The organism is Streptomyces sp. GQFP, from assembly GCF_021545335.1.
Lineage (GTDB): Bacteria > Actinomycetota > Actinomycetes > Streptomycetales > Streptomycetaceae > Streptomyces.
Map to the genome: position 1 here is coordinate 4,817,171 of NZ_CP089312.1, position 25,534 is coordinate 4,842,704.

Consider the following 25,534-nt stretch of genomic DNA (forward strand, 5'->3'; position numbering starts at 1 on the left):
CCGCCCGGTTCGGGGTACAGCAGGCTGTACTTTCCGGCCCCTGAACCGACAGCCAACGGGCCTACGCCATAAGGTCCTTCGCAACGAAGGGAGGGCGCATGGCCGTATCGCGAGACACCACGGCCGATGACCGGAGCGCGGAGTTCAAGGACTCGGGGCTCAAGGAGACCGTCGTACGGAGTCTGCGTGCCGCGCGTGCCGCCATCGGGGAGCTTGCCTCCGGGCTCCGTACCGCTCTCCCCGCCCTGCTTCTGCTGCTCTGGCTCGCCCTCACCGCCGTGACCAGCGTGGTCGGCGTCGGGCTGCTCATGGTGCCCGCGCTGCTGCGCGCCCTGCACGGGCTCGCCGGGCGGGAGCGTGCGCGGTTGGGGCGGTGCGGGCCCGAGGTCGTCGCGCCCGAGGCTCCGCCTACGCGGCTGCGGGCCGCCCTCGTCGATCCCACCACCCGGCGGGAGCTGCGCTGGCTGGTGCGGCACGCCAGTCTGGGGCTGGGACTTGGGGTGCTCGGCGTGCTGTTGCCGGTCGTCGCCGTGCGCGACACCCTCTTCCCGGCGTACTGGACGTTCATGCCCGGCAACGCCACGGCCACGTCCGTCGGTTACGGCAACGCGCACTCCTGGCCCGACGCCCTCGCCGTGGCCATGCTGGGTCTGGGGTGGGTCTTCATCATCCTCGGGCTCGGGCCGGGTATGGCCCGGCTGCAGGCGCGGCCCGGGCGTGAACTCCTCGCGGCCGGGCCGGAGACGGATCTGTCCCTCCGTATCGTCGAACTCACCGCCACCCGCGCCGCCGCCCTCGACGCCCACGCCACCGAACTGCGCCGGATCGAGCGGTCGTTGCACGACGGCACACAGAACCGGATCGTCTCCGTGACCGTCCTGCTCGGCGCCGCCCGCCGGATGGTGGCCCGCGATCCGGCGGGCGCCGACGAACTCCTCGAACGCGCCCAGTCCGCCGCCGAACAGGCCCTGGCGGAGCTGCGTACCGTCTCCCGGAGCATCCTGCCGCCGGTGCTCGCCGACCGCGGTCTCGCCGGGGCGCTCTCCGGGCTCGCCGCGAACTGCGCGGTGCCCTGCCGGGTCGACGTCGACGTGCCCGCACGCTGCGCCGCCTCCGTCGAGGCCACCGCCTACTTCGTCGTCGCCGAGGCCCTCACCAACATCGCCAAGCACAGTGGCGCCCAGCAAGCCACCGTCACCGCACGCAGCAGTGGCGGCCGGCTCCTGCTGTGTGTCGAGGACGACGGCCGGGGCGGCGCCGACGAGGACGGCGGCTCCGGGCTCACCGGCATCCGCGGCCGGATCGCCGCGCACGACGGCACCCTCTCCCTGGCCAGCCCACCCGGCGGCCCGACGACCCTGAAGGTGGATCTTCCCTGTGGAGCATGACCGTACGGATGCCGGTGGCACGCGCATCGTGATCGCCGAGGACGATGCCCTGTTGCGCGAGGGCCTCGCCCTCCTCCTGCGCGCCGAGGGGCTCGACGTCGTGGCCACCGCGGGCACCCCCGACGAGGCGCTGGCCGCCATCGACGCGCACAAGCCGGACGTCGCCATCCTCGACGTACGGATGCCGCCGACCCACACCGACGAGGGGATCGTCGCGGCGGTCGAGGCCCGGCGCCGACGGCCCGACCTGGCCGTCCTCGTGCTGTCCGCGTACGTCGAACAGAGCTTCGCCACCGAGCTGTTGGGCGGCGGGGTGGGCGGGCTCGGCTATCTGCTCAAGGAACGCGTGGGCCGGGTCGAGGAGTTCCTCGACGCCCTGCACCGGGTGGCGTCCGGCGGTACCGCCATCGACCCCGAGGTCGTCGCCCAACTGTTCACCCGCTCCCGCCAGGACACCCGCCTCGACCGGCTCAGCCCGCGCGAACGGGACGTACTCGCCCTGATGGCCGAAGGCCTCGGCAACACCGCCATCGCCGAACGGCTCGTCGTCACCGAGGGCGCCGTCCACAAACACATCCGCAGCATCTTCGCCAAACTCGACCTGTCCCCCACCGACCAGGTGGACCGGCGGGTGGCGGCGGTCCTGCGTTATCTGGAGGATCTGCGCCGACTGGCCTGAAGAAACAGAAGAGAAACAATGGAGAATCGATGGAACGACGTCAGCTGGAGTATTTCATCGCCGTCGTCGAGCACGGCGGATTCACCGCCGCGGCCGTCGCACTCCATGTCGCCCAGCCCTCGCTGTCGCACGCGATCCGGTCCCTGGAGCGGGAATTCGGCGGGCAGTTGTTCCACCGGCTGCCGCAGGGCGTCGCCCTGACCGCCGCCGGCGAGGCGCTGGTACGGCCGGCCCAGCAGGTCCTGCGGGACCTGTCCACGGCGGGTTCCCTGGTCCGGGAGGTGCTCGGGCTCAGCGGCGGCCGGCTGGACATCGTCTCGCAGACGACCCTCTCGGTGGACCCCCTCGCCGAGATGCTGGGGCGCTTCCACCGCGCCCATCCGAAGGTCTCCGTACGCGTCGTCGACCCGGAGCGCGGGCCCGCCGTGGCGCAGATGGTCGCCGCCGGACAGTGCGAACTCGGCCTGGTGGACGCCTCGGTGCCCACGACCGACCTGCGCGGGATCGACCTGCCCGAGCAGGAGATGCACGTCGTGCTGCCCGCCGACCACCCGCATCCGGCGGGCGACACCATCACCTCGCGCGAACTGGTCGCCCTGGACCTGATCGTGACCCCGCCGGGCACCGAGACCCGGGCGGCGGTCGACGACGTGTGCACGGCGCTGGGCGTCGCACCCCGGATCGCGGTCGAGACCGCGCACCGCGCGATGATCGTGCCGCTGGTCCTCTCCGGCGTCGGCGCCGCCCTGCTGCCCGCCTCCATGGCCCGGGACGCCGCCCTGCGCGGCGCCAGGATGCTGTCCCACCGGCCGCGCCTGATCCGCCACGGCCGACTGGTCTGGCGGTCGGGCCCGCTGTCCCCGGCCGCGCAGGCATTCGTGGACCTCGCGTCCGCCAAGTAGGAATGGCCAGTAGGCATCTCCCGTAGTCATCTCCAGTAGTCATAGAAGTTTTCTATGCCCCTCATTCAAAACCGGTTCGCGGGAATTCAAGGCCCGTTATTGACCGGCCTCGGCGGGAACTGAGACTTTTCCGGGGCAGCGAATCGGAGAAACGAATGACTGAGTTCGATGCCGGACGGCATGTACTTCCGCGCCCCGATACCCGTCGGCCCCTGACGACCGCACTGGACATCCACGACCAGGAGACCCCGTTCACGCCGATCGGCCCGGTCCCGCCGCCCGAGGGCGCGCCGAACGTGGTGGTCGTCCTCGTCGACGACCTCGGCTTCGGCACCTCCAGTGCCTTCGGCGGCCCGTGCGAGATGCCGGCCGCCGAGCGGCTCGCGGACAACGGCCTGCGCTACACCCGCTTCCACGTCACCGCCCTGTGCTCACCGACCCGCCAGGCCCTGCTGACCGGCCGCAACCACCACTCGGTCGGCATGGGCGGCACCACCGAGATGACCACGGCGGCCCCCGGCTACAACGGCTTCCGGCCGCGCAGCGCGGCGACCATGGCCCAGATCCTCCAGGGCAACGGCTACAGCACGGCCGCCTTCGGCAAGTGGCACCAGACCCCGCCCCGGGAGATCAGCGCGGTCGGCCCGTTCGACCGCTGGCCGACCGGCGAGGGCTTCGACACGTTCTACGGCTTCATGGGCGCCGAGATGAACCACTGGTACCCGCTGCTGTACGAGGGCACCACCCCCGTCGAGCCGGACCGCCGCCCCGAGGACGGCTACCACCTCTCCGAGGACCTCGTCGACCACGCCGTCGACTGGGTACGCACCCAGCGCACCCTGACTCCGGATCGCCCGTTCTTCACCTACCTCGCGTTGGGCGCCGCACACGCCCCGCTGCACGTCGGCCCCGAGTGGCAGGAGAAGTATCGGGGCCGGTTCGACCACGGCTGGGACCGCCAGCGCGAACTCACCCTGGAACGACAGAAGAAGCTCGGCGTCGTACCCAAGGAAGCCCAACTCGCCCCCTGGGCCGAGGGAGTTCCCCACTGGGCCGAACTCACCGACAACCAGCGGCGGTTGGCCGCCCGCTTCATGGAGACGTTCGCCGCCTTCACCGAGCACGCCGACACCCAGGTCGGCAGGTTCGTCGACGCCCTGGAGGAACTCGGCGTCCTGGACGACACGATCGTCCTCTACATCCTGGGCGACAACGGCGCCTCGGGCGAGGGCGGCATCGAGGGCACGATCGTCGAACACCGCCTGGGACACGGCATCGTGGACGACCCCGACGAGATGATCGGCCACCTCGACGAGATCGGCGGCCCGCTCAGCTACCCGATCGCCCCGGCGGGCTGGGCGCTGGCCCTCAACACCCCGTACCAGTGGACCAAGCAGGTCGCCTCGCACTTCGGCGGCATCCGCGACGGCATGGTCCTGCACTGGCCGCGCGGCGTACCCGAACCGGGCGGGCTGCGGCACCAGTTCGCGCACGTCATCGACGTACTGCCGACGATCCTGGAGTGCGCGGGCGTACCGGCGCCGTTCAGTGTGGACGGCGTGCCGCAGCAGCCCATCGAGGGCGCGAGCATGCGGCGGACGCTCGCCGATCCCGGGGCGCCGGAGCATCGCCGTACCCAGTACTTCGAGATGTGCGGCAACCGGGGTATCTACCACGACGGCTGGATGGCGGTCACCCGGCACGGCATCCCCTGGGAGATGGTGCCCGACGGCAAGGACCGGAGGTTCGCCGACGACGTCTGGGAGCTGTACGACATCACCCGCGACTGGAGCCAGGCCAACGACCTCGCCGCCCAACACCCCCACAGACTCCGGCAGTTGCAGGACCTGTTCCTGATCGAGGCGGCGAAGCACCAGGTGTTCCCGCTGGACGACCGGGTCACCGAGCGGGAGAACCCGGTCATGGCCGGCCGTATCGACCTGATGGGCGACCGGACGTCCATCACCTACCGCGCGGGCATGCGCCGGTTCACCGAGGAGACCACCCTCAACGTCAAGAACCGCTCGCACAGCATCACGGCCGACGTGGATCTGCCGGAGGGGGCAGTGAGCGAGGGGGTGGTGATCGCCCAGGGCGGGCGGTTCGGCGGCTGGTCCCTGTACTTCGCCGGGGGCAGACCGGCGTACGCCTACAACCACTTCGGCATGAGCGTGTACACCGTACGAGGCGGCGAGCCCCTCTCCCCCGGGCGGCACGAGATCCGGCTCGACTTCGCCTACGACGGCGGCGGACTCGGCAAGGGCGGCACCGCCGTACTCCTGGTGGACGGCGAACAGCACGCGGCCGGGCGGGTCGAGCGGACCATCCCGTACTACTTCTCCTTCGACGAGACCCTCGACGTCGGGGTGGACCTGAGCACCCCGGTGACCGACGACTATCCCGTCCTCGACAACGAGTTCACCGGGACCATCCACACCGTGCGTATCGACCTGGGGGCAGAGGGCGCGGAGCCGTCCGAGTACGACGGCGGACTACACCGGCGCGTCATGGGGGCGCAGTGAGCTGCTGTACGCCGTCCGGCGGCGGGCGGGCCGTGGAGCGGGCAGCGGAGCCACAGCGATCCGCCGTGCCCCCCGCTGTCACCGAGGGCATGGTGGCCGTTCCCGCCGGGGAGTTCCTCATGGGCAGCGAGGACCGGCTCGCCTACCCGGCCGACGGGGAGGGGCCAGTACGGACCGTGCACGTCGACGCGTTCTGGATGGACGCCTGCGCGGTGTCCAACGCCCGGTTCGCGCGGTTCGCCGCCGACACCGGGTACCGCACCTCCGCCGAGCGGATCGGCTGGTCGTTCGTCTTCGCCGGGCTGCTCCCGGACGACTTCCCGCCGACCCGGGGTGTGGTGGGCGCCCCCTGGTGGCGTCAGGTCGAGGGCGCCGACTGGCGGCGGCCCGACGGACCGCACTCCACGTGGGAGGACCGGGCGGATCACCCGGTCGTCCACGTCGACTGGGACGACGCCCAGGCCTACTGCGCCTGGGCCGGCAAACGCCTGCCCACCGAGGCGGAGTGGGAACGCGCCGCCCGAGGGGGCCTGCACGCGAAGGTGTTCCCCTGGGGCGACGAGCTGGAGCCGGGCGGTCTCCCCCGGATGAACGTGTGGCAGGGCGACTTCCCGCACCGCCACCCCACGGCCGACGGCTGGTACGGCACCTGCCCCGTCGATGCCTTCGCCCCCGGCGGCTTCGGCCTCCACAACGCCACGGGCAACGTGTGGGAGTGGTGTGAGGATCCGTTCTCCCCCGTCCCCGGCGGGCAGGAGCGCGTCACCAAGGGCGGCTCCTACCTCTGCCACGCCTCCTACTGCCGCCGCTACCGGGTCGCGGCACGGCAGGGCCTGTTCCCGGACTCGGCGACCGGCAACGTGGGTTTCCGGTGCGCCCTGGACGACATCACTTCATGACTTCATGACCTCATGACTTCACGGTAAGGAGCAGGGCCCATGGCACAACGAGAGCAAGCAGGACGGTGGCGTTCCGGCGCGGCGGGGGTGGCCGTACTCGGTCTCACCCTGACCGCGTGCGGCGGGGCGAAGGTGGGCGACGAACCCGCGGCGGCGGGCGGCAGTTCGGGCGAGTGCGGCACGTTCAACATCGCGGTCAACCCGTGGGTGGGCTACGAGGCGGACGCGGCGGTCGTCGGCTATGTCGCGGAGCACGAACTCGGCTGCGAGGTGGAGACCAAGGACCTGAAGGCGGAGATCGGCTGGCAGGGGTTCGAGACGGGCGAGGTCGACGCCATCCTGGAGAACTGGGGCCACGACGACCTGAAGAAGAAGTACATCGACGAGCAGAAGACCGCCGTGAACCTCGGCGCGACCGGCAACAAGGGGATCATCGGCTGGTACATCCCGCCGTGGATCGCGAAGAAGTACCCGGACATCACCGACTGGAAGAACCTCAACAAGTACGCCGCGAAGTTCAGGACGTCCGAGTCGGGCGACAAGGGCCAGCTCCTCGACGGCGACCCGTCGTACCAGACCAACGACGAGGCCCTGGTGGAGAACCTGAAGCTGGACTTCAAGGTGGTGTACGCGGGCAGCGAGACCGCGCTGATCCAGAGCTTCCGGGAGGCCGAGAAGAACAAGAAGTGGATGATCGGCTACTTCTACGAGCCCCAGTGGTTCCTGTCGGAGGTGCCGCTGGTCCACATCAAGCTGCCCGCGTACACGGCGGGTTGCGACAAGGACCCGGCGAAGGTGGCCTGCGACTACCGGCCCTTCGACCTCGACAAGATCGTCAGCACCCGCTTCGCCAAGTCGGGCAGCCCGGCGTACGACCTGGTCAAGAACTTCACGTGGACGAACGCCGACCAGAACACCGTCGCCAAGTACATCGCGGTGGACAAGATGACCCCGGAGGCGGCGGCGAAGAAGTGGATCGACGCCAACCCGGACAAGGTGAAGGCCTGGCTCGGCTGATCCCGGTCGGGGTGTGGGCGGCCGGGCTCCGGGAACCCGGTCGCCATGGGTGTGAATCACGATGAGGCCCCGGTTCTTGACGCGCTCGTCCGGTACGGGGACGAGGACGAGCTGGGGTTCACGCCCCCGGGCCACAAACAGGCACGCGGGGCGGATCCACGCGCGCGTGCGGTGCTGGGCGACGCCGTCTTCTTCGGGGACGTCCTGGCCAACGGCGGCCTGGACGACCACCTCGCCCGGCGCGGTGTGCTGACGCGGGCCGAGCAGCTCATGGCCGACGCCGTCCACGCCGACCACACGTTCTTCTCGACGTGCGGCAGCTCCCTGTCGGTCAAGGCCGCCATGCTGGCCGTGACCGGCCCCGGCCACCGCCTCCTCGTCGGGCGTGACGCGCACAAGTCGGTGGTCGCCGGGCTCATCCTGTCGGGCGTCGAGCCGGTGTGGGTGGAGCCCCGGTGGGACACCGCCCGGCACCTCGCCCATCCTCCGTCGGCGGCCGACTTCGCCCAGGCGTTCTTGGAGCATCCCGACGCCGACGGCGCCCTGGTCACCAGCCCGACCCCGTACGGAGCCGCGGCCGACCTCGCCGGTGTCGCCGACGTCTGTCACCGCCACGGCAGGCCGCTCATCGTGGACGAGGCGTGGGGAGCGCACCTCCCCTTCCACGACGACCTGCCCTCGTGGGCCATGGACGCGGGCGCCGACATCTGCGTCACCAGCATCCACAAGATGGGCAGCGGCCTGGAACAGGGCTCCGTCTTCCACCTCCAGGGCGACCTCGTCGACCCCGCCGAACTCGCCTCCCGGGCCGACCTCCTCGGCACGACCAGCCCCAACGTCCTCATCTACGCCGGCATCGACGCCTGGCGCCGGCAGATGGTCCAGCACGGCCACGAACTCCTCGGCAGGGCACTGGAGCTGGCCGCACGTACCCGCACGGCCATCGAGGCGATCGACGGCTTCCACGTCAACGACGCGGAGGACTTCCGCGGTCCCGGCCTCGCCCACGACTTCGACCCGCTCCCGGTCGTCATGGACATCGGCGGCCTCGGCACCAGCGGCTACCGCGCCGCCGACTGGCTGCGCACGCACCACCGCATCGACGTCCACCTGTTCGACCACCGGCGCGTCAGCGCGCAGCTCACCCACGCCGACGACGAGCGGACCGCCACCCGTCTCCTCACGGCCCTGCGCGACCTCGCCGACCACGCCGCCGTACTGCCCGCGCTGCGGGACGCCCCTCAGGTCGCCGTCCCGTCCCCGGCCGAGCTGCGGACGGACCAGGCCAGCCTGCCCCGGGACGCCTATTTCGCGCGCCACGCGAAGGTCCCCGTGGCCGAGGCGGCCGGCCGGATCGCCGCCGAGATGATCACTCCCTACCCGCCCGGCATCCCCGTGGTCCTGCCCGGCGAACGCCTGACCGAGCCGGTACTGAAGTACCTGGTCACCGGCGTCGAGGCCGGCATGTTCCTGCCGGACGCCGCCGACCGGCGGCTGAACACCGTACGGGTCGTCGCGGAGGACTGAGCCGCGAAGGACCGTCGTGTGCGGCAACCAGGTGCGGGCCGCTCACCTCGGAAAGTCCGACATGTCGAGAATCCACGTGTGTGCGGGGCCGGGCCGGATACTCGTGGGGAATGGTACGGACATCGAGACGGCATGGACGGCACGGCAGAGGCGACGCGGCCGACCGCGAGGGCGGGACCGTACGGGACCCGGCCGCCGCCGCGCCGGACGAGCACGTGGAACGGCGGGCGCCGGACAGTCCGACGGACCTGCCCGCGCGCTCCTGGGGAGCGGCGCTGAAAGGCACCGTGAAGGAGTTCAGGAGGGATGAGCTGACCGACCGGGCAGCGGCTCTGACCTACTACTCGGTCCTGGCGCTGTTCCCCGCGCTGCTGGCACTGGTGTCGCTGCTGGGGGTCGTCGGGGAGTCGGCCACGCGAGCGGTCCTGGACAACATCCAGAAGATCGCTCCGGGCCCGGCTCAGGACGTTCTGCGCAACGCGGTGCGGCAGATGCGGGACAACGCCGGGATCGGCTCGGTCATGGCGGTCGTGGGTCTGGTGCTGGCGGTGTGGTCGGCCCCGGCTATGTCGCCGCGTTCATCCGCGGTGCCAACGCGGTCTACGACGTCCCCGAGGGCCGTCCGGTGTGGAAGGTGCTGCCGGTACGGGTCGGCGTGACCGTGGCGCTGATGGTCATGGCCGTGGCCAGCGCGCTGATCGTGGTGTTCACCGGCGGCCTGGCCCGGCAGGCCGGCACGGCGCTCGGGGTCGGTGACACGGCGCTGACCGTGTGGTCGATCGCGAAGTGGCCGGTGCTGGTGGTCCTGGTCACGGTGATGATCGCGGTCCTGTACTGGGCCACCCCGAACGCCAAGGTCCGCGGTTTCCGCTGGATCACTCCGGGCAGCTTCCTCGCCCTGCTGATCTGGATGGCCGCCTCCGCCGGGTTCACCCTGTACGTGGCGAGCTTCGCCTCGTACAACAAGACCTACGGGACACTCGCCGGCGTGATCGTGTTCCTGGTGTGGCTGTGGATCACGAACCTGGCGATCCTGCTCGGCCTGGAGTTCGACGCGGAGCTGGTCCGCCAGCGCGCCGTCGCCGGGGGCCGTCCGGCCGACGACGAGCCGTACGTCGAGCCGCGTGACACCCGGAAGTGGGACGAGAAGGACCGGCGCCGGCTCGGACCCTGAGGTGGGCGGCGGTGCGACGGCCTGTGATCGCGGCCGCATGCGCGGGTGGGCCGGGGGTACCCGCCTCGCGGATGACAGGTTCACGTGAATGGAGGCCCCTGGTGCTGATGGCTCACCCCGCGGTGTTGAAGGACCTGATCGAGCAGTACGAGACGCTGCACGCCCTGCACGCGGAGAACGGCGGCCCCGCCGTACGGCAGCGGATGGCGGACGTCGCCTACACACTGTGCGTGTCGACCGGCACCCGGGACATCGAGGCCGCCCTCGTCGCCGCCCGGCACCGGCTGCCCGGGGCCCGCCCCGGGCACGACTCCGTACTCACCGCCGACTGACCTCGCGCATACGGAGGATCCACTCACCAGCCGTCTCCGGGTCTGCGCCCGCGCCGGATCCCGCCCTGGACGCGGTGACCGGCCGGTCCGGACGTCTCCCACCAGGTGACGACATACGCGCTCACAGGTCACGGAGCGCGGGCAGCAGCTTCTGCTCGGCCCACTCCAGGTACGGCTCCTGCTGTGCGCCGCCGATCTGGACGAGCGCGACCTCGGTGAACCCCGCGTCGACGTACGGGCGTACGGCCTCCACGACCGCCTCCACGTCGTCGCCGCAGGGGATGGACCCGGCCACGTCCTCGGGCCGTACGAACTGGGTGGCGCCCGCGAACGAGGCGGGCCCGGGCAGTTCGGAGTTGACCGGCCAGCCGCCGCCGAACCAGCGGAACTGGTCGTGTGCGCGGGCGATCGCGGCGTCGCGGTCGGTGTCGTAACTGACCGGCAGCTGGCCGACCTTGGGCTTGCCCGCGCCGCCATGCCGGTCGAACGCGGCGACCAGTTCCGGCCTGGGCTCGGTGGCGATCAGCAAGTCGGCGAGGTGGCCCGCGAGTTCGCACGAGCGGTCACCGGAGACGGCGACACCGATCGGCACAGGCGTGTCGGGCAGATCCCACAACCTGGCGTTCTCGACGTCGAAGTGGACGCCGTGGTGGTTGACGTTCTCCCCCGCGAGGAGCGAGCGGATGATCCCCACGGCCTCCTCCAGCCTCTCGAGCCGGATGTGCGCGGCGGGCCAACCGCCGCCCACCACATGCTCGTTGAGGTTCTCCCCGGACCCGAGTCCCAGGCGGAAGCGCCCCTGGGAGAGGAGTTGCAGGGTGGCGGCCTTCTGCGCGACGACCGCCGGGTGATAGCGGGTCGTCGGGCAGGTCACGTACGTCATCAGGGGAATGCGCTCGGTGGCCTGCGCGGCGGCCCCGAGCACGCTCCACGCGTACGGGGCATGTCCCTGGGACTCCAGCCAGGGGAAGTAGTGGTCGGACGTGACGGAGAAGTCGAACCCGGCGCGCTCGGCACCGACCACATGCCCGACCAGCTCCCGCGGTCCGGCCTGCTCGGTCATCATCGTGTACCCGATCTGAACCATGCCGCTCTGCTCCTTGTTCTTGTGCGGGGTTCCCGTCATGGGGCTTCGGGGAGAGGTGCGCGCAGCGATGGCTTCCCGGTTCGCCACGCGCCGAGGAGGCGCTCGGCCAGGCGGTCCTCGAGGTATGTGGTGGTGTCCGCCCCGAAGGCGATGTCGGCGTCCAGGTGGGGTTCCTCCTCCAGGAGGCCCGCGACGACCTCGTGGCGGACGACCTGTTCGTGCACGGCGTCGGCCTCGACGTGTTCGTCGTAGAAGTGCTCGGCGGCCGGTCCGGCGCCGGTGCGCCGCATGGCCTCGGCCAGGCGCCGTGACCCGGGGGACGAGGTGATCTCGACGGCGGCGAAGTGTCCCACCAGGGCCCCTCGCAGGGCGCGGTGCAGGCCGAAGAGGGACATCACGTTCACAGTGGCGAGGGCTTCGGCGCCGGTCGCGTCGAGATAGTGCCCGTACGAGGTGTCCAGGCCGAGGTCGGCCATGAGGTCGGCGAACAGGCGGGCGTGCACGCGGTCCGCGCGGCCTCCGCCGAACTCGTCGAACTCCACGGCCGCCATTCCCGCCTTCGCCCTCCCCCACAGCCGGGGCAGCACCCAGGCGTGCGGGTCGGCCTCCTTGAGGTGGTAGAGCGACCGCTGGGCGGCGTACTCGCGCACCTGCCACAGTTCGCCCTCACGCCGCAGGAAGTGGCTGACGCCGCTGCCGTCGACGGGCTCGACGAGCAGTTCGGCCAATGCCTCGTCGGCGTGTTCCCGCGCGGGCACCGCGTCGCGCAGGGCCCCGAGGAAAAGCTGTTCGGCAACGGCTCGGATTCTGAGCAGGTCGGGGTCCCATTCACGGTCGGCATCGACGTCCGCGAATCCCCGGTAATGCAGCTCGTAGCAGATGTAAAGGGCCAGCTGCAGATCGTCTCCGAAAGGGTCGGCGTCGAAAACCGTCTTTTCTTCCGGGAGCGGCCCGCTGTTCTGTAGGTGTTCGCCGACCGCCGCCGAGACAGGGCCTCGGGCGGACGGCAGGGGCGGCTCTTTCGGTGGGAGGCGCATGCGCACCGAGTACCCACGATCGGACCGCTCACCTGCGCCGTCGCTGAGGGCCGGGCGGCGACATGAGCAGGCTCTTTCGGGGAACCCGGCGGGCGTGACCGATCTCGATCCGTTCATCGACCTGATCGACTGTCCGGTGTACGTCGTGACCGTGGAGGCCGGCGGTGAGAGGGCGGGCTGCCTGGTCGGCTTCGCCTCGCAGTGTTCGATTCGGCCCGCCCGGTTCGTCGTCTGGCTGTCCAAGGCCAACCGGACGTACCGGGTGGCCCTGCGCGCCGAGCGGCTCACGGTCCATGGTCTCCGCCGCGACCAGGACCGGCTGGCCCGGCTCTTCGGCGGCGAGACCGGCGACCGCACCGACAAGTTCACCGGCGTCGCATGGCATCCGGGACCGGCCGGGTCGCCGGTCCTCGACGAGGCCCCCGTCTGGTTCGTGGGCCTCGTGGAGAACCGGATCGACGGCGGTGACCACGTCGGTTTCCTCCTGGCTCCGGAGGCGGCGGAGAACGTCGTGGGCGGCCGGACCACTCTGCTGTCCCTCAAGGACGCGCACGGCATCTCCCCTGGTCATCCGGTGGACTGACCGCCACCCCGCTTCCATCCCGACCAGGCCGGCGGGGGCACGCGAGAGCCCCGGGACTCCTTGCGAGTCCCGGGGCCGCGATGCTCGGAGCGGGCTCCGGGTCAGGCGTGCGGGCCGCCGAACGGCGTGCCCTTGCCGTAGTGGGTGCCCAGCTCGTCGTGGTAGCCCTGGTTGCCGAGGTGCTTTTCGCGGTCGAACTCCGGAGCGTCCTTGATCTCCTGCTTGGTGAGACCGACGAAGATCTTCCGCTCGTTCGGGTCGATACCCACGACCGTGCTCGCCGGGAGCAGGACCTCCTTGCCGAAGATCCACACACCGGTGTCCACCACCAGGTACGCGGCATCGGCGTCGTCGGAGTGCTTGTCGACCTTGCCGATGCTGCCGTCCGTGGCCTCGACCTTGAATCCGATGAGGTCGACGCCCGCCTGATGGCCCGCGGTCGCACCGTAGTTCCACATATTCCCGGTCACGCGAAAACAACTCCTCCGGTAAACAGAGGACAGCGGGAATTCCCGCCGCTCCTCCTTTTTCCGTACATCCTTTTCCGTACGTTCTTTTCCGTACGTCGTGCACGGCGGTTTCCGTGACCGCCTTTTTGCGAGTGCCCTACGTCCGGGGTTCCACACACGGGAAATAGCGGCGGGGCGGTGAGCCGAGTCACCGACGCGGTTGTGCACGTCGCGTGAAAAGCTGGGTAGGAGACGTGTCCAGGTGGCGCGGAACGCGGGAGGACGCAGTGGACGTGGACTGGGGTCGGTTCGCGCAGCAGATGGCATCGATGGCACGGGACCTCCTGGCACAGGAATCCGTGGAAGCCACGCTCGAGCGGATCACCGCGTCGGCCATCGAGCTGGTGGACGGATGCGACGCGGCCGGCATTCTCATGCTGCGCGACGCGAAGGTGGAGACCCTCGCTCCCACGCACCGGCTGGTCGTGGACAGTGACCTGCTGCAACAGCGGCTGAGCGAAGGGCCGTGCTTCGATGCCGCCCGTACTTCGCAGGGGGAGCGGGTCTTCCGCATCTCCGACCTCACCGGCGAGCACCAGCGCTGGCCCGCCTACGCCCCGCAGGCCCGCGCGCTCGGTGTGGGCAGCATGATGGGCTTCCTGCTGTTCACCGAGGACGAGAACCTGGGCGCGCTGAACCTCTACTCCCGCGAGCCCGGCGCGTTCACCGAGACCAGTGAGCTGGTCGGATGGCTGCTGGCCTCGCACGCCGCGGTCGCCTTCTCCAGTGCCCGCACCCACGCGCAGCTGGAACAGGCCGTCGCCACCCGCCACGTCATCGGCGAGGCCATGGGCATTCTCATGGGCCGCGACCACGTCACCGAGAAGGAGGCGTTCGACATGCTGCGGCACTCCTCACAGGTGAGCAACGTCAAGCTCCGCGAGGTCGCCCACCGGGTGTGCAAGGAGGGCGGCCTCCCGTGACCCCGGCCGGCCCGCCACCACCCGGGCGCCGGTGACCCTTCTCTCGTTACGCCTGCGGCCTGGGGGTACTCGGGAGGTGCCGCCGCGGCTCGTGTCCGTGCAGCGGGCCACCCGTCCCCCGACACCGGAGCGAACGTGCGAGCACTCGTCGTCAACCCCAGGAAACCCCCCGAGCCCTCCCGCACCCAGGCGCCGGCCGCCGTGGTGGTCGCGTCGCCGTCGCGGGTACGTGGCTCACGTGGCTGAGGACGACAACACCATGACGACCGAAGCCCTCACCGCCGCCCCCGGCCTCCGCTGCTGGGTCCCCCCGGGCGTGTACGCCCCGCAGACCGACACCCGGCTGCTCCGGCGGGCGATGGGCCGCGAGAGCATCACTGCGGAGACGGACGTACTGGATCTGGCCACCGGAAGCGGGATGCTCGCGGTGGAGGCGGCCCGGCTCGGCGGCCGGGTCACGGCCGTCGACATCTCCTGGCGGGCGCTGGCCACCACCAGGCTGAACGCCCTGCTGAACGGGCAGACCCTGCGGGTGCGCCACGGCGACCTGGCGACAGCCGTACCCGGCCGCCGCTTCGACCTGGTGCTCACCAACCCGCCCTACGTACCCGCTCCGGGCCCCACGCCGGCCAGGGGCCCCGCCAGGGCCTGGGACGCCGGACGGGACGGCCGCCTGCTGATCGACCGTATCTGCGACACCGCGCCGGCGGTCCTGCGGCCGACGGGGGCGCTCCTGATCGTGCACTCCCACCTGTGCGGCATCGACGCGACGCTGACCCGCCTGGAGCGGGCCGGGCTCCGCGCGAAGGTCGTGGACCGGGCCGAGCTGCCCTTCGGCCGGGTGCTGCGTTCACGGCTCGCCTGGCTGCGTGAGCAGGGCCTGACGGCCGACGGGACGACGGAGGAGCTGGTGGTGATCCGTGCCGAACACACCTGAACACCCCCGCCGTGTCCGCGTCCGCGTGCAGCGCGACGGGCCCCTGCTCATCGAGGGACCGGTCGAAGTGGTGGGCGAGGACGGCAAGTCGGCGGTCTCGGACCGCTTCACGGTGGCGGTCTGCACCTGCCGCCGCAGCCGCGCCTACCCCTGGTGCGACACCAGCCACCGCCGCCGCACCCCGCCCGACCCGGGCGAGACCAAGGACGGCAAGGCGGCCTCCCAGTAACCTCCGCAGCTCGCCGACGGAACTCGTCGCACCCCGCCCGGGGCGGCAGCCAGGGGCCGCAGAGCGGCATCGACGGGCGCTCCCACCGGAGCCGCCCACTTCGACTCCTTCCGCGCACCGACGTCGACACCCGGCAGACCGAACGACGGACGACGCCGGCCACGGCCCCCACGGCATCTCCGACGCCGCGCCGCACAGCCGCCCCTTCGGAAGCCGCGCGGCCGCAGTCCCGCAGCCGCTGCGGCCTCGAGGCCGCCCCACAAGCCGCCGCACGGCCAGCGACCGTCCCGCAGCCACCGCAGCCGGCGCGGCCGGAATCGCCGCCACGGCCACGGCTGGGCCGAAAGGCGCGTCCGTGACTCGTCGGCAGGGGGTCAGTCCTGGACGAGTTGGCCAGTCAGGCGATGTGCCTGGGCCAGCAGCGTTCCGTATGTCACCAGTGCGTCCGGGTCGTCGGGCACCGCCCCGGGGAGCAGTCGGCGGAACTCGTCGAGCGTGCGGTGCAACTCCCCCACCACCTCCCGCAGTTCCTCCGCCGCGACCTCGTCACGGCCGTCCGGCGCGAACCGGGCCAGGCCGTACAGCCGGACGGCGCGCGCTGTCTGCCGTAGGAAGTCCGCGTAGGCACGGGTGATCCCCGCGGCCGGCCGGGAGGACTTGCCGCCGCCTGAGATCTCCCCGACCGCCCGGGTCACCTCCACGGTGTGGACGGCGAGGTGGTCGAGCACGGCCAGCGCGTCGTCGTACGCCTTGCCGGCCGGGGCGAGATCCCGCTCACGGCTCCCCCACGGATTGCCGCGCAGGCTCTCCCGGCTCCAGCCGATCGCCGACCCGGCCTGGTCGACCAGGCGGCCCAGGCGCAGTGCGCGCTCGTGCCAGTCCTCGGCCGCCTGCCCGTCCCACTCACCGGTGGCCAGTCCGTCGGCCACCGCGTCCAGGATCTCCTGTGCCTCACCGGCCGCGTCCTGAAGCGCGCAGCGGGCGTCGCGCAGATACACCGGAGGCCGGATCAGCACGTTGACCGCCACGCCGACCACCGCGCCGAAGACCGCCTCCGCGAGACGGGCGGCCGACGAGGCGACGGTCACCTGACCGCCGGTCAGCACGAACAGCGCGCCGGTGGCGGCGTAGACGCCCTGGTTTCCCAGGCGTCGCCACTGTTCCAGCAGCAGGACCGCCGGCAGGACCAGGGCCATGGCGGCCATCGTGCTGTCCAGCAGCAGCGCCACCGCTGTCGCCGCCGCCGTACCCACCGCGATCGCCGCGAGCTGCTGGAGCGCGTGTGCGAGGGACCGGTACACCGTCGACTCCACCAGCACGACCGCGACCCACGGTGCCACGAACGCCATCGGAGCCGCGAGCCACCAGCCCACCACCGCCCACGCCACCCAGGCGGCCAGCGCCGCCTTGACGGCCTGAGCCGCCAGATCCCGCTCCCGGCCCGGTCCGGCCCACGCCCGCCGCACCGCTGCCACGGCGGACCCGGCCCAGCGCCGGCCGGCCCAAGTCGCCCTGCTCGTCCACTCCATGACACAGCAAGTGCCACGCCGGCGGCGGGTTGCACCCGCTGAGAGCGACTTCACTCACGTATCGGCCGGGCGGGGGAAGGCCGAGGCGCGGTAGCCGCCCGTGCGGGGTTCGCCGCGGTGTACTGCCGTGGGAGGTGGGTGGATGCCCCGGCGTGCGTACGGAGTGACGGTCGCCGTCCTGCTGGCCGCCGGCGCCCTCGGCGGGTGCGGCACGGTCGCGGAGCGGCGGGACGACGTACGCGACACGACGGCCGCGTTCGAGCGGGCCCTCGCAGAACGTGCGTACGACCGTGTGTGCGCCGTTCTCGCGCCCGCGACCGTGGAGGAACTGGAGCAGTCGGCCGGCGGCCCCTGCGCGACGGCCGTGGGTGAGGAGTCGCTGCGGCCGGGGGGTGCCGTACGGCGGACGGATGTGTACGGCGACCAGGCGCGGGCCGTGCTCGCCTCGGACACCCTGTTCCTGTCCCGCTTCGCCTCCGGCTGGAAGGTCGTGGCCGCCGGCTGCGAACCGAGGCCTCAGGGGCAGCCGTACCGGTGCCGGATCAAGGGCGGGTGAGGTGTGAGGGTCATGTTCACGGTCGTCGTCGGGATCATCTCGGTCGGGCTCGTCTATCTGGCGGCCCTGGGGCTGATGCACCGATGAGCGGGCGGGCACGTGTGCGGGAGTTCGTACGGGACAACGGGCTCGGGCTGTTCTTCCTGGTCACGTTCGTCCTGGCCCTGGTCGGGCAGGCGGTCGCCGGGCACGCCGACTTCAACAACCGGATGGCCGTGGACGGCCTCCAGCAGGTCTCGCTCGGCACGTACGTGACGACGTCCGACTTCGCGGTCGACGTGTCGGAGAACTGGCAGTCGGAGTACCTGCAGTTCTTCCTCTACGTCGGTGTGACCGTCTGGCTGCTGCAGCGCGGTTCCCCGGAGTCCAAGGAACCGGACAAGGCGGGCACCGGGTCCGACGAGGAACAGCTGGTCGGGGAGTACGCCAGGGCGGACTCCCCGAAGTGGGCCAGGACCGGCGGCTGGCGGCGCGCGGTGTACTCGCACTCCCTGCTGCTGGTCATGGGGACGGTCTTCCTGCTGTCCTGGCTGGTCCAGTCGATCACCGGCACGGCCGCCCACAACGAAGAGCGGCTGCGGCAGCTCCAGGCCCCGCTGAGCTGGGCGGACTACCTGGGCGCGGCGGACTTCTGGAACCGCACGCTGCAGAACTGGCAGTCCGAGCTGCTGGCCGTCGCCTCGATGGCGGTGCTGTCGGTCTACCTCCGCCAGCGGGGTTCCCCCGAGTCCAAGCCGGTGGGCGCCGCGCACGACGCCACCGGCGTGGAGGTTTAGGCCTCGGACACAACTGTCAGAGGTCAGCTGTCAGAGGATCGGACCGGGGCCGCCGAGGGTGCCGGGACCGCGGGTACCGGGACCAGGGGTACCAGGACCAGGGGTACCAGGCGTGCCGCCGGGGCTGCCGGAGGGGCCGGGCGTACCAGGCGTACCGGGGTCGCCGGGCTCTCCGGGCCGGATGCGGCCGCGCCAGGCGCCCGTCTCGCCGCCGCGCTCCTCGATGTAGTCCTTGAAGCGGCGCATGTCCCCCTTGACCCGGCGGTCGATGATGCCGAGCGCGTCCGCGCCCTTCTCGGCCATGCCGCTGGGCTCGACGTCCATGGTCAGCTCCACGCGGGTATGCGTGTCGTCCAGGCGTTCGAATCGGACCGAGCCGCGCTGCTCTGTGTCACCGCCGACGGACCGCCAGGTGATCCTGTCGTCCGGCAGCTGGTCGACGATCTCGGTGTCGAACTCGCGCCGCACCCCGCCGATCTTGGTGGTCCAGTGGTTGTGCCGGTCGTCGAGCTGCCGCACCTCCTCGACGCCCTCCATGAACCGCGGGAACTCCTCGAACTGCGTCCACTGGTTGTAGGCGGTGTGGACGGGAACCTCCACGTCCACCGCTTCCTTGACCGTGCTCATGGTTTCCTCCTCATTCACGCCATTCGCGGTTTTTCTTCCGTACGACGCCGAGTACCCACGTCGGCCGATTGAAGACATCCGGAACGGGCGCGGCCGGCCGCGGCCCCCCGTCGGCGTCCGGCCGAGGTCGTAGTGAACCTCTAACCCCGGTTGTAGACAGCGATGTTGGGATCACGCGGTGAGTCGATGTCCCGCGGAGCCCGTTCTTCAAGAATGATCGGGCCGATCAAGGAAACAACCGACTCAGGAGTCTGTGATGAGCACGAAGACGGGACCCCAGCGCTTCCCCGGCGCGAGCCGTGCGAACTGGTACCAGGACGACTTCGGCGGTGACCCGATGCAGGTCGACGTCGTCGTCCTGCACACCACTGAGGGTCCTACCCTGCCCGGGTACGACGGCGGCTCCTCCGCGCCGAACCTGACCGTGGTCCCCGACCTGGCCGCCAAGAAGCTGAAGTGGTACCAGCACTTCGACATAGAGACGTCCTCCAGAGCGCTGGTCAACCTGCGCGGCGGCGTCGAGACGAACACCCTCAACGTGTGCCAGGTCGAGCTGGTCGGCACCTGCGACCCGAAGACCCACGCGAAGTGGCAGAAGGCCGGTAAGGCGCACATCTACTGGCCCGACGCGCCCGACTGGGCCCTCCAGGGCGTCGCCCGCTTCCTGGCCTGGATGCACGAGGAGCACGGCGTACCGCTGTCCGGCCCCAAGTCGTGGCCCGCGTACCCCACTTCGTACGGCGCGGGCGGCCAGCGGCTGACCGCCGCGCAGTGGAACGCCTTCAAGGGCGTCTGCGGGCACATGCACGTGCCCGAGAACGTCCACGGCGACCCCGGCGCGATCGACTTCGCCAGGGTCGTCAAGTACGCGAAGGCCGAGCTGGACCTGGACGACGACACCCCGGCGACGAGCACCCCGGCCAAGCCGGCGGTCCCCGCGTTCCCGGGGCGCAAGTACTTCGTCGCCGGGGCCTCGAACGCGTACGTCCTCCAGCTCGGCAAGCAGCTGGTCAAGCGCGGCTTCGGCGACCACTACAAGGTCGGCCCGAGCAAGTCCTGGGGCGAGTCGGACCGGCTGAACGTACGGGACTTCCAGAAGTCCCAGAAGCAGCTGCGCGGCGACGCCGACGGCACGCCCGGGCCGCTGACCTGGCGTCTGCTGTTCTCCTGACGGTTCTCCCGGCGGGCGCCCGCCGGGCTGTGTGTGCGGAACGGCCGTCAGCGTCAGGGGCGGCCGCCCCCGCCTCCACCCCCTCCGCCGAAGCCTCCGCCGCCCTCCGGGGCCTCCCCCGCCGTGACCGTGGCGATCTTCTCGGCGGAACCCAGCTCACCCGACTCGGCCAGACCGCCGGTGTCGGTGCCCGAGGCACTGCCACCGGCGTGGACGGTGTACTCCTCGCCGCTCTTGATGCCCGCTCCGGAGTACACGATGTTCTGGGCGGCCTTCGAGGTGACGTACGACGCCACGACCTTGCCGTCGGAGTCGGCGATGTGCACGGTCGTGCCGGCCTCGACGGCCGAGTCGAGCGTCGCCGAGAGCCAGCCCTGCTCGGACTCGCTGTCGGGGGTGACGACCATGCCCGAGCTGCCGGCGGCGAGCAGTGTGCCGCCGCTGACGGTGAAGCTGCCGTTGACGTCGAGCGCGCCGTTGCCGTTGCGCTCGGGCCCGTTGACGACGACCGTCCCGCCGGTGATCTCGGCGGTGCCGTTGGAGTCGAAGCCGTCGCCCTCGGAGTCGATGACCAGGCTGCCGCCGGTCACCTTGACGATGAAGTCGCCGACGCCCTCACCGCCGCCTCCGCCACCGGGACCGCCGCCCCCGAAGCCGCCCTGGTCACCTTCTTCACTCGAAGTGGCCTCGCTGCCCGACGCGTTGACGCCGTCGTCACTCGACGTGACGTCGGTCGAACCGCCGCTGACGAGGATGTCCTTGCCCTCCAGGCCCTCGTTCGCCCGCGTGACCTTCACCGTGCCCGCGCTGATGACGAGGTCGCCCTCCGCGTGCACTCCGTCGTCACCGGCGGCGAGCGTGGCGGCGGTGCCGCCGAGGTGGACGGCGCCATCGCCGTGCAGGGCGTCGGCGGAGGACGTGACGTCGACGGTGCCGCCCTCCAGGACGGTGATGACGCCCGACTTCAGCCCGTGTGCGGACGAGTCGTCGGAGGCCTCGCTGGTGACGGTGACCTTCCCGCCGGTGGTGACGAGGTCGGTGGCCGCGTCGACGCCGTCGCCCGCGCTGGTCACCTTGACGGTGCCGCCGCCGACGGCGATGTAACCCCGGTCGGCGTCCTCGGTGTTGTCGGCCTTGAGCCCGTCGCCCTTGGCGGTGACGGTGACCGTGCCGCCGTTCACCACCACGTAGTCCTTGCCGCGGATACCGTCGTCGGCGGCGTCGACGGTGAGGGTGCCGCCCTGGATCACCAGACCGTCGGTGCTGGTGATCCCGTCGTTGCCGTTGCCCTTGACGGTGAGCGAGCCGCTGCCGCCGATGGTCAGGTCGGCGGCGCTGTGCAGGGCGGCGTTGGCCTCGGCGTCATCGGCGTAAGTGTCCGTGTCGCTCAGCGTGTTGGCGCTGCCGTCGGCGAGGACGACCACGACCTCGTCGGCGTCGGTGACGTCGATCGCGGCGCCCTTGGAGTTGGCGATCTTCGCGCCGTCGAGGATCAGCGTGACCTTGGCCTCGGGGGCGGTGACCACGACCTGCCCGTCGTCGAGACTCCCGCTGAGCCGGTAGGTGCCCTCGGCGGTGATGGTGACGGTGCCCCCGTCGACCTTGACGCCGGCGCCGCCGGAGGAGGCGGAGTCACCCGTCAACTCGATACCGACGACCCCGGACGCGTCCGCGTCCGTATCCGTATCCGTATCCGTGTCGTCCGACTCCGCGTGGACGTCCTGGTTGTCGGCGAGCACGGCGGCGGCCTTCTGGGACCCGTCGACGGCAGCGGCGGCCGACGAGGAACCCGAACTGGCCTCGGAGGAACCGGAGTTGTCACCGGACGACGACGAGCACCCGACGAGCGCGGCGCCTGCGAGTCCCACCGAGACGAGAAGACCCGCCAGTTTGTACGCGCTCCTGTTGTACGCGCTCCTGTTGTAGGCGCTCATGCTGCGCTCCCGTGAAGTGCGGTCGGATCGGTCGGAAGGTTGGGGAAGTGGCGCCGCAGAACGGGCAGCCACCGGTGTGCGGGCAGTCCGGGCCGCAGCGCGGCAAGCCCGGTGCCGTACTTGGAGATCGGAACGGGCCGGTGCTTCAGCGACCACAGCAGCCGGTCCGCCTCCGACCCGGCCCGCCCCGACTTGGTCTCGACGATGGCCCGTTCCGGCGTACGCAGTCCGGTCCCGTCGGGCAGCGTCCAGGTCAGCCCGGTGTCGACGGTCACCCTGCTGTCGTTCGCGGACAGGAACAGGGTCGTACGCCGGTACGAGGTGACCAGTGTGGGCACGAACCGGAACCCGCCGGAGTCGATCCCGGCCCCGGCGAGCACGTCGTCGGCGTACGCCCGCGCCTCCGGGGACAGACGCCACAGATCACCGTCGTACGGGATGCGCTGCTTGACGGTCGTACCGCGCGGCCCGCTCGTCTTGACCTCGAAGTAGTGGTCGCCGGAGTCGAGATACGTACGGACGCGCAACTTGTACCGGCGTCGGCGGCGGCGCGCGGTCCGCAGATAGCCGTCCAGGTCCGGGGTGTCGAAGTAGACCGACCGATACCCGAAGTCCCGCTCGCCACCCATCTCCAGAACCTGTACGTCCCCACCCAACCCACTGATGAACAGCGGGAGTTCACTGACCGGGAGCATGTACTTGCGGTCCAGGCGGGTCAACAGCGAGGCTCGCTCGACGAGTTCGTCGAGCCCGATCGGGCGCAGGACGCCGACCATGGGACCGAGGTCGAGGGAGGAGGGGGGCGCGGTCACGCCCCGACTCCCTGCCGTGCGGGGGAAGTTCCGGCCTCCCGGGGTGCCTGCGACCCCTCGGTGACGAGGTACCTAACGTCAACCTGGGTGGTGTCGTTGACAAGGTCGACGCCCTTGACCGACATGTTCACCACCCGCCCGCCGAGCAGCACCTCCAGATGCGCCCGCAGGGCCTCGTCGTCCGTGTACGCGGAGTCGAGTCGCAGGCTGAGCTGCCGGTGCCGGCCGAAGAGCCGGGGGTGGTCGCCGACGTACATCGTGAGGACGATCAGCCCCATCAGGGCGGCCGTCAAAACGTTCAGGCTCGCAGGAAGCCCGGCGAGCAGACCGAGAGCGAGAGCGGAGAAGTAGTAGGCGATCTCGTGCTGGGCGATCTCGTACGACCGCAGCCGGATGATCGACAGAACCCCGAACAGCCCCATCCCCAGCCCGATCCCCACCGAAGCGGAGCTGAGGGTCATCGCAACCGAAAGAACCCCGACGTTCACACCGAGGAAGGCTGCGATCAGGTCCCGGCGATGGTGGCGCGGGAAGTAGACCCCGAAGGTGAGGGCGGCGATGGCGACGAGATCGACGGCGACGAGCAGCGACTGGTTCACGACGCGCTCCCCGACCCAGTCTTTACGGTGACTTGGCTCATTGTTTAACCATGAGCAACCTGGCTGTGAATGAACTGGGCCGTTTCTTAAGGAAGCTTGAGAATCACGCGTACCGCAGCGGACAACTCAGGCAAGGAGGGCAGGGCGGGAACGCACTGCTTCTGCACACATGATCCCTACGCTCCCGTGGCACCGACCACGGTCAACCGTCCACCGAGCGCGCAGGGAGCCGTCCGTGACACTCGTCATCGCCACCGCAACGCCCTTCCACGGCCATGTCCAGCCCGTCCTCACCGTCGCCGCCGACCTGGTGCGGCGGGGGCACGAGGTCGTCGTACTGACGGGGAGCCGCTTCGCCGAGCAGGTGCGGGCCGTGGGTGCCCGCCACGTGTCGCTGCCGTCCGCCGCGGACTTCGACGACCGGAAACTGGAGCTGTACTTCCCCGAGCGCGCCGCTGTCCCGGTGGGCCCGGCGCAGATCGACTACGACATGAAGTACATCTTCGGCGACCCGACCGCGGCCCAGTACGGCGCACTGAAGAACCTCCTGGACCGCTTCCCGGCATCGGTCGTCATCAGCGACCCCCTGTTCCTGGGAACGGCGGCACTGGCCCTCTCCGCCCCGCCCGGCCGCCGCCCGGTCACGGTGAGCCTCGGCCTCACGATGCCGACCCTGCTCAGCGACGACGCCCCGCCCGTCGGACTCGGTATGCAGCCGCTGACCGGGGAGGACGCGAGGGAACGGCACAGGGAGATGAACGAGCAGGTCAAACAGATGATGGCCGGAACCCAGCAGCACATGGAGGAGAACTTCGGCGAGAGCGGCGTCAAGCTCCCCGGGTTCTTCCTCGACTGCATGATCACCGTGCCGGACCACTACCTCCAGCTGACCGTCCCGGGCTTCGAGTACCCGCGCGGCGACGCTCCGTCGTCCTTCCGCTTCGTAGGACCGCTGCCCTCCACACCCCGCACCACGGAGGAACTGCCGGAGTGGTGGGCGGACGTCCAGAACGCCGAGCGGCCGGTCGTCGTGGTCACCCAGGGCTCACTCGCCAACCGCGACCTCGGCCGTCTGATCCGCCCCACCCTGGAGGCCCTGGCCGACGAGGACGTCCTGGTCGTCGCCGCAACAGGCCGCCCCGACGGCCCCGCCGAGCTCGAGTCCGCGGGCCCGGTCCCACCCAACGCCCGCCTGGCCGGCTACGTCCCCTTCGACCTCCTCCTCCCCCACGCCGCCGCCCTGGTCACGAACGGCGGCTACGGCGGCGTCCACCAGGCCCTCCAGCACGGGGTCCCGCTGGTCGTGGGCGGCGACGGCGAGGACAAGCCGGAGATCGCGACGCGGGTGGAGTGGAGCGGCGCCGGCATCGACCTGCGGAGCGGGGACCCGGCGCCGGCGGATATCCGCAAGGCTGTGCTTACGGTGCTGGGGGAGACGGGGTATCTGAAGCGGGCGGGGGAGTTGCGGGGGGAGTTCGAGGGGCGGGATGCGTTGGGGGCTGTTGCGGGGGTGGTGGAGGCGGCGGGGGCCGGGGAGACGGGAGCGGCTGCGGAAGCGGTGTCGTGACTTGTCGGGCTCTCGGCGGCGGCACCCGTTCTCCTGAGGCAGGAGTCGCGGGTTCGGATCGTGCCGGGGGCACGGAGAAGTACCAGGTCAGGGGCGCTTCCGTCCGGCGAACGGGAGGGCCTCTGCGAAGGCAGCACACATACGGGAGTTCTACGAGCAGTTGGCCCCGCACAGGCGGGAGCCCGTAGCCCTGGCCTTCGAGGCACGGCTTCGCGAAC

General features: G+C 71.0%; 23 protein-coding genes and 2 pseudogenes. 17 read left to right on the forward strand and 8 right to left on the reverse strand.

The window, feature by feature from the left end; genetic code table 11:
- The first annotated feature begins 98 nt into the window (after positions 1 to 98).
- From LUX31_RS21300 to LUX31_RS21340, 9 genes and pseudogenes are all read left to right on the forward strand, one after another.
- Positions 99 to 1,388: a sensor histidine kinase gene (locus tag LUX31_RS21300; protein ID WP_235476493.1), complete on the forward strand. Its 1,290-nt coding sequence runs from the start codon at positions 99 to 101 to the stop codon at positions 1,386 to 1,388.
- Positions 1,378 to 2,067, forward strand: coding sequence for a response regulator transcription factor (locus LUX31_RS21305; protein ID WP_235476494.1), 690 nt, complete (start codon positions 1,378 to 1,380; stop codon positions 2,065 to 2,067). Before LUX31_RS21300 ends, LUX31_RS21305 begins: the two co-directional genes overlap by 11 nt.
- A 29-nt stretch (positions 2,068 to 2,096) precedes the next feature.
- Positions 2,097 to 2,969, forward strand: coding sequence for a LysR family transcriptional regulator (locus LUX31_RS21310; RefSeq protein WP_235476496.1), 873 nt, complete (start codon positions 2,097 to 2,099; stop codon positions 2,967 to 2,969).
- Between the two features lie 155 nt (positions 2,970 to 3,124).
- Positions 3,125 to 5,491: an arylsulfatase gene (locus LUX31_RS21315; protein WP_235476498.1), complete on the forward strand. Its 2,367-nt coding sequence runs from the start codon at positions 3,125 to 3,127 to the stop codon at positions 5,489 to 5,491.
- Between the two features lie 89 nt (positions 5,492 to 5,580).
- Positions 5,581 to 6,390 (forward strand): formylglycine-generating enzyme family protein, encoded by an 810-nt coding sequence (locus LUX31_RS21320; protein ID WP_235480003.1) that lies wholly within the window; start codon positions 5,581 to 5,583, stop codon positions 6,388 to 6,390.
- Between the two features lie 39 nt (positions 6,391 to 6,429).
- Positions 6,430 to 7,407: an ABC transporter substrate-binding protein gene (locus LUX31_RS21325; RefSeq protein ID WP_235476500.1), complete on the forward strand. Its 978-nt coding sequence runs from the start codon at positions 6,430 to 6,432 to the stop codon at positions 7,405 to 7,407.
- A 45-nt stretch (positions 7,408 to 7,452) separates the two neighbouring features.
- Entirely contained in the window at positions 7,453 to 8,934 is a 1,482-nt protein-coding gene (locus LUX31_RS21330; protein ID WP_235476502.1) for an aminotransferase class I/II-fold pyridoxal phosphate-dependent enzyme, read from the forward strand.
- A 110-nt stretch (positions 8,935 to 9,044) separates the two neighbouring features.
- Positions 9,045 to 10,108, forward strand: a pseudogene (locus LUX31_RS21335) (YihY/virulence factor BrkB family protein).
- A gap of 101 nt (positions 10,109 to 10,209) precedes the next feature.
- On the forward strand, positions 10,210 to 10,440 hold the full coding sequence (locus LUX31_RS21340) for a DUF5133 domain-containing protein (protein WP_235476504.1): 231 nt from the start codon (positions 10,210 to 10,212) through the stop codon (positions 10,438 to 10,440).
- Positions 10,441 to 10,561: 121 nt separating this feature from the next.
- Here LUX31_RS21340 and LUX31_RS21345 read toward each other — a convergent pair whose 3' ends face one another.
- Together LUX31_RS21345 and LUX31_RS21350 are read right to left on the reverse strand one after the other, a co-directional pair.
- The gene (locus LUX31_RS21345) at positions 10,562 to 11,527 is read right to left on the reverse strand and encodes an LLM class F420-dependent oxidoreductase (RefSeq protein WP_235476506.1); all 966 of its coding nucleotides are present in this window, start codon (positions 11,525 to 11,527) and stop codon (positions 10,562 to 10,564) included.
- Between the two features lie 35 nt (positions 11,528 to 11,562).
- Positions 11,563 to 12,564, reverse strand: a complete 1,002-nt coding sequence (locus LUX31_RS21350) for an iron-containing redox enzyme family protein (protein WP_235476508.1) — start codon at positions 12,562 to 12,564, stop codon at positions 11,563 to 11,565.
- Between the two features lie 94 nt (positions 12,565 to 12,658).
- On the opposite strand from LUX31_RS21350, the gene LUX31_RS21355 reads away from it, so the two are divergent.
- Complete coding sequence (locus tag LUX31_RS21355) at positions 12,659 to 13,147, forward strand: flavin reductase family protein (protein WP_235476509.1); 489 nt, start codon at positions 12,659 to 12,661, stop codon at positions 13,145 to 13,147.
- A 101-nt stretch (positions 13,148 to 13,248) separates the two neighbouring features.
- Here LUX31_RS21355 and LUX31_RS21360 read toward each other — a convergent pair whose 3' ends face one another.
- Positions 13,249 to 13,617, reverse strand: coding sequence for a PRC-barrel domain-containing protein (locus LUX31_RS21360; RefSeq protein WP_235476510.1), 369 nt, complete (start codon positions 13,615 to 13,617; stop codon positions 13,249 to 13,251).
- Between the two features lie 299 nt (positions 13,618 to 13,916).
- On the opposite strand from LUX31_RS21360, the gene LUX31_RS21365 reads away from it, so the two are divergent.
- From LUX31_RS21365 to LUX31_RS21375, 3 genes are all read left to right on the forward strand, one after another.
- The gene (locus LUX31_RS21365; protein WP_235480004.1) at positions 13,917 to 14,579 is read left to right on the forward strand and encodes a GAF and ANTAR domain-containing protein; all 663 of its coding nucleotides are present in this window, start codon (positions 13,917 to 13,919) and stop codon (positions 14,577 to 14,579) included.
- A gap of 259 nt (positions 14,580 to 14,838) precedes the next feature.
- On the forward strand, positions 14,839 to 15,516 hold the full coding sequence (locus LUX31_RS21370) for a HemK2/MTQ2 family protein methyltransferase (RefSeq protein ID WP_235476511.1): 678 nt from the start codon (positions 14,839 to 14,841) through the stop codon (positions 15,514 to 15,516).
- Positions 15,500 to 15,745: a CDGSH iron-sulfur domain-containing protein gene (locus tag LUX31_RS21375; RefSeq protein WP_235476512.1), complete on the forward strand. Its 246-nt coding sequence runs from the start codon at positions 15,500 to 15,502 to the stop codon at positions 15,743 to 15,745. Before LUX31_RS21370 ends, LUX31_RS21375 begins: the two co-directional genes overlap by 17 nt.
- A 374-nt stretch (positions 15,746 to 16,119) precedes the next feature.
- On the opposite strand, the gene LUX31_RS21380 is transcribed toward LUX31_RS21375, so the two are convergent.
- The gene (locus tag LUX31_RS21380) at positions 16,120 to 17,274 is read right to left on the reverse strand and encodes an aromatic acid exporter family protein (RefSeq protein ID WP_235476522.1); all 1,155 of its coding nucleotides are present in this window, start codon (positions 17,272 to 17,274) and stop codon (positions 16,120 to 16,122) included.
- Positions 17,275 to 17,416: 142 nt separating this feature from the next.
- Between LUX31_RS21380 and LUX31_RS21385 the strand changes: the two genes are divergently transcribed.
- Together LUX31_RS21385 and LUX31_RS21390 are read left to right on the forward strand one after the other, a co-directional pair.
- Positions 17,417 to 17,830, forward strand: a complete 414-nt coding sequence (locus tag LUX31_RS21385; RefSeq protein WP_235476523.1) for a hypothetical protein — start codon at positions 17,417 to 17,419, stop codon at positions 17,828 to 17,830.
- 83 nt (positions 17,831 to 17,913) lie between these two features.
- Positions 17,914 to 18,606: a DUF6766 family protein gene (locus LUX31_RS21390; RefSeq protein ID WP_235476525.1), complete on the forward strand. Its 693-nt coding sequence runs from the start codon at positions 17,914 to 17,916 to the stop codon at positions 18,604 to 18,606.
- A gap of 168 nt (positions 18,607 to 18,774) precedes the next feature.
- Here the strand turns inward: LUX31_RS21390 and LUX31_RS21395 are convergent.
- Positions 18,775 to 19,233, reverse strand: a pseudogene (locus tag LUX31_RS21395) (SRPBCC family protein); the annotation flags it as partial.
- Positions 19,234 to 19,489: 256 nt separating this feature from the next.
- Between LUX31_RS21395 and LUX31_RS21400 the strand changes: the two are divergent.
- Positions 19,490 to 20,404: a peptidoglycan-binding protein gene (locus tag LUX31_RS21400; protein ID WP_235476526.1), complete on the forward strand. Its 915-nt coding sequence runs from the start codon at positions 19,490 to 19,492 to the stop codon at positions 20,402 to 20,404.
- Between the two features lie 53 nt (positions 20,405 to 20,457).
- On the opposite strand, the gene LUX31_RS37500 is transcribed toward LUX31_RS21400, so the two are convergent.
- Genes LUX31_RS37500 through LUX31_RS21420 form a run of 3 tightly spaced genes read right to left on the reverse strand, consistent with a single transcriptional unit; the run spans position 20,458 to position 23,749 of the window.
- On the reverse strand, positions 20,458 to 22,338 hold the full coding sequence (locus LUX31_RS37500) for a carbohydrate-binding domain-containing protein (RefSeq protein WP_268828176.1): 1,881 nt from the start codon (positions 22,336 to 22,338) through the stop codon (positions 20,458 to 20,460).
- The gene (locus tag LUX31_RS21415; protein ID WP_235476527.1) at positions 22,335 to 23,150 is read right to left on the reverse strand and encodes a polyphosphate polymerase domain-containing protein; all 816 of its coding nucleotides are present in this window, start codon (positions 23,148 to 23,150) and stop codon (positions 22,335 to 22,337) included. The genes LUX31_RS37500 and LUX31_RS21415 overlap by 4 nt, the downstream gene beginning before the upstream one ends.
- Complete coding sequence (locus tag LUX31_RS21420; protein ID WP_235476528.1) at positions 23,147 to 23,749, reverse strand: DUF4956 domain-containing protein; 603 nt, start codon at positions 23,747 to 23,749, stop codon at positions 23,147 to 23,149. The genes LUX31_RS21415 and LUX31_RS21420 overlap by 4 nt, the downstream gene beginning before the upstream one ends.
- A gap of 235 nt (positions 23,750 to 23,984) precedes the next feature.
- Here LUX31_RS21420 and LUX31_RS21425 point away from each other — a divergent pair, with 235 nt between their 5' ends.
- Positions 23,985 to 25,316, forward strand: a complete 1,332-nt coding sequence (locus tag LUX31_RS21425; protein WP_235476529.1) for a glycosyltransferase — start codon at positions 23,985 to 23,987, stop codon at positions 25,314 to 25,316.
- The last annotated feature ends 218 nt before the right edge of the window (positions 25,317 to 25,534 follow it).

What these genes read in the sequence shown, in the direction of transcription:
- LUX31_RS21300 (WP_235476493.1), top strand. Translation starts at nt 99, where the DNA reads ATGGCCGTATCGCGAGACACCACGGCCGATGACCGGAGCGCGGAGTTC.
- LUX31_RS21310 (WP_235476496.1), top strand. Translation starts at nt 2,097, where the DNA reads ATGGAACGACGTCAGCTGGAGTATTTCATCGCCGTCGTCGAGCACGGC.
- LUX31_RS21315 (WP_235476498.1), top strand. Translation starts at nt 3,125, where the DNA reads ATGACTGAGTTCGATGCCGGACGGCATGTACTTCCGCGCCCCGATACC.
- LUX31_RS21320 (WP_235480003.1), top strand. Translation starts at nt 5,581, where the DNA reads ATGGTGGCCGTTCCCGCCGGGGAGTTCCTCATGGGCAGCGAGGACCGG.
- LUX31_RS21325 (WP_235476500.1), top strand. Translation starts at nt 6,430, where the DNA reads ATGGCACAACGAGAGCAAGCAGGACGGTGGCGTTCCGGCGCGGCGGGG.
- LUX31_RS21330 (WP_235476502.1), top strand. Translation starts at nt 7,453, where the DNA reads ATGGGTGTGAATCACGATGAGGCCCCGGTTCTTGACGCGCTCGTCCGG.
- LUX31_RS21345 (WP_235476506.1), bottom strand. Translation starts at nt 11,527, where the DNA reads ATGGTTCAGATCGGGTACACGATGATGACCGAGCAGGCCGGACCGCGG.
- LUX31_RS21350 (WP_235476508.1), bottom strand. Translation starts at nt 12,564, where the DNA reads ATGCGCCTCCCACCGAAAGAGCCGCCCCTGCCGTCCGCCCGAGGCCCT.
- LUX31_RS21365 (WP_235480004.1), top strand. Translation starts at nt 13,917, where the DNA reads ATGGCATCGATGGCACGGGACCTCCTGGCACAGGAATCCGTGGAAGCC.
- LUX31_RS21370 (WP_235476511.1), top strand. Translation starts at nt 14,839, where the DNA reads ATGACGACCGAAGCCCTCACCGCCGCCCCCGGCCTCCGCTGCTGGGTC.
- LUX31_RS21380 (WP_235476522.1), bottom strand. Translation starts at nt 17,274, where the DNA reads ATGGAGTGGACGAGCAGGGCGACTTGGGCCGGCCGGCGCTGGGCCGGG.
- LUX31_RS21385 (WP_235476523.1), top strand. Translation starts at nt 17,417, where the DNA reads ATGCCCCGGCGTGCGTACGGAGTGACGGTCGCCGTCCTGCTGGCCGCC.
- LUX31_RS21390 (WP_235476525.1), top strand. Translation starts at nt 17,914, where the DNA reads ATGAGCGGGCGGGCACGTGTGCGGGAGTTCGTACGGGACAACGGGCTC.
- LUX31_RS21400 (WP_235476526.1), top strand. Translation starts at nt 19,490, where the DNA reads ATGAGCACGAAGACGGGACCCCAGCGCTTCCCCGGCGCGAGCCGTGCG.
- LUX31_RS37500 (WP_268828176.1), bottom strand. Translation starts at nt 22,338, where the DNA reads ATGAGCGCCTACAACAGGAGCGCGTACAACAGGAGCGCGTACAAACTG.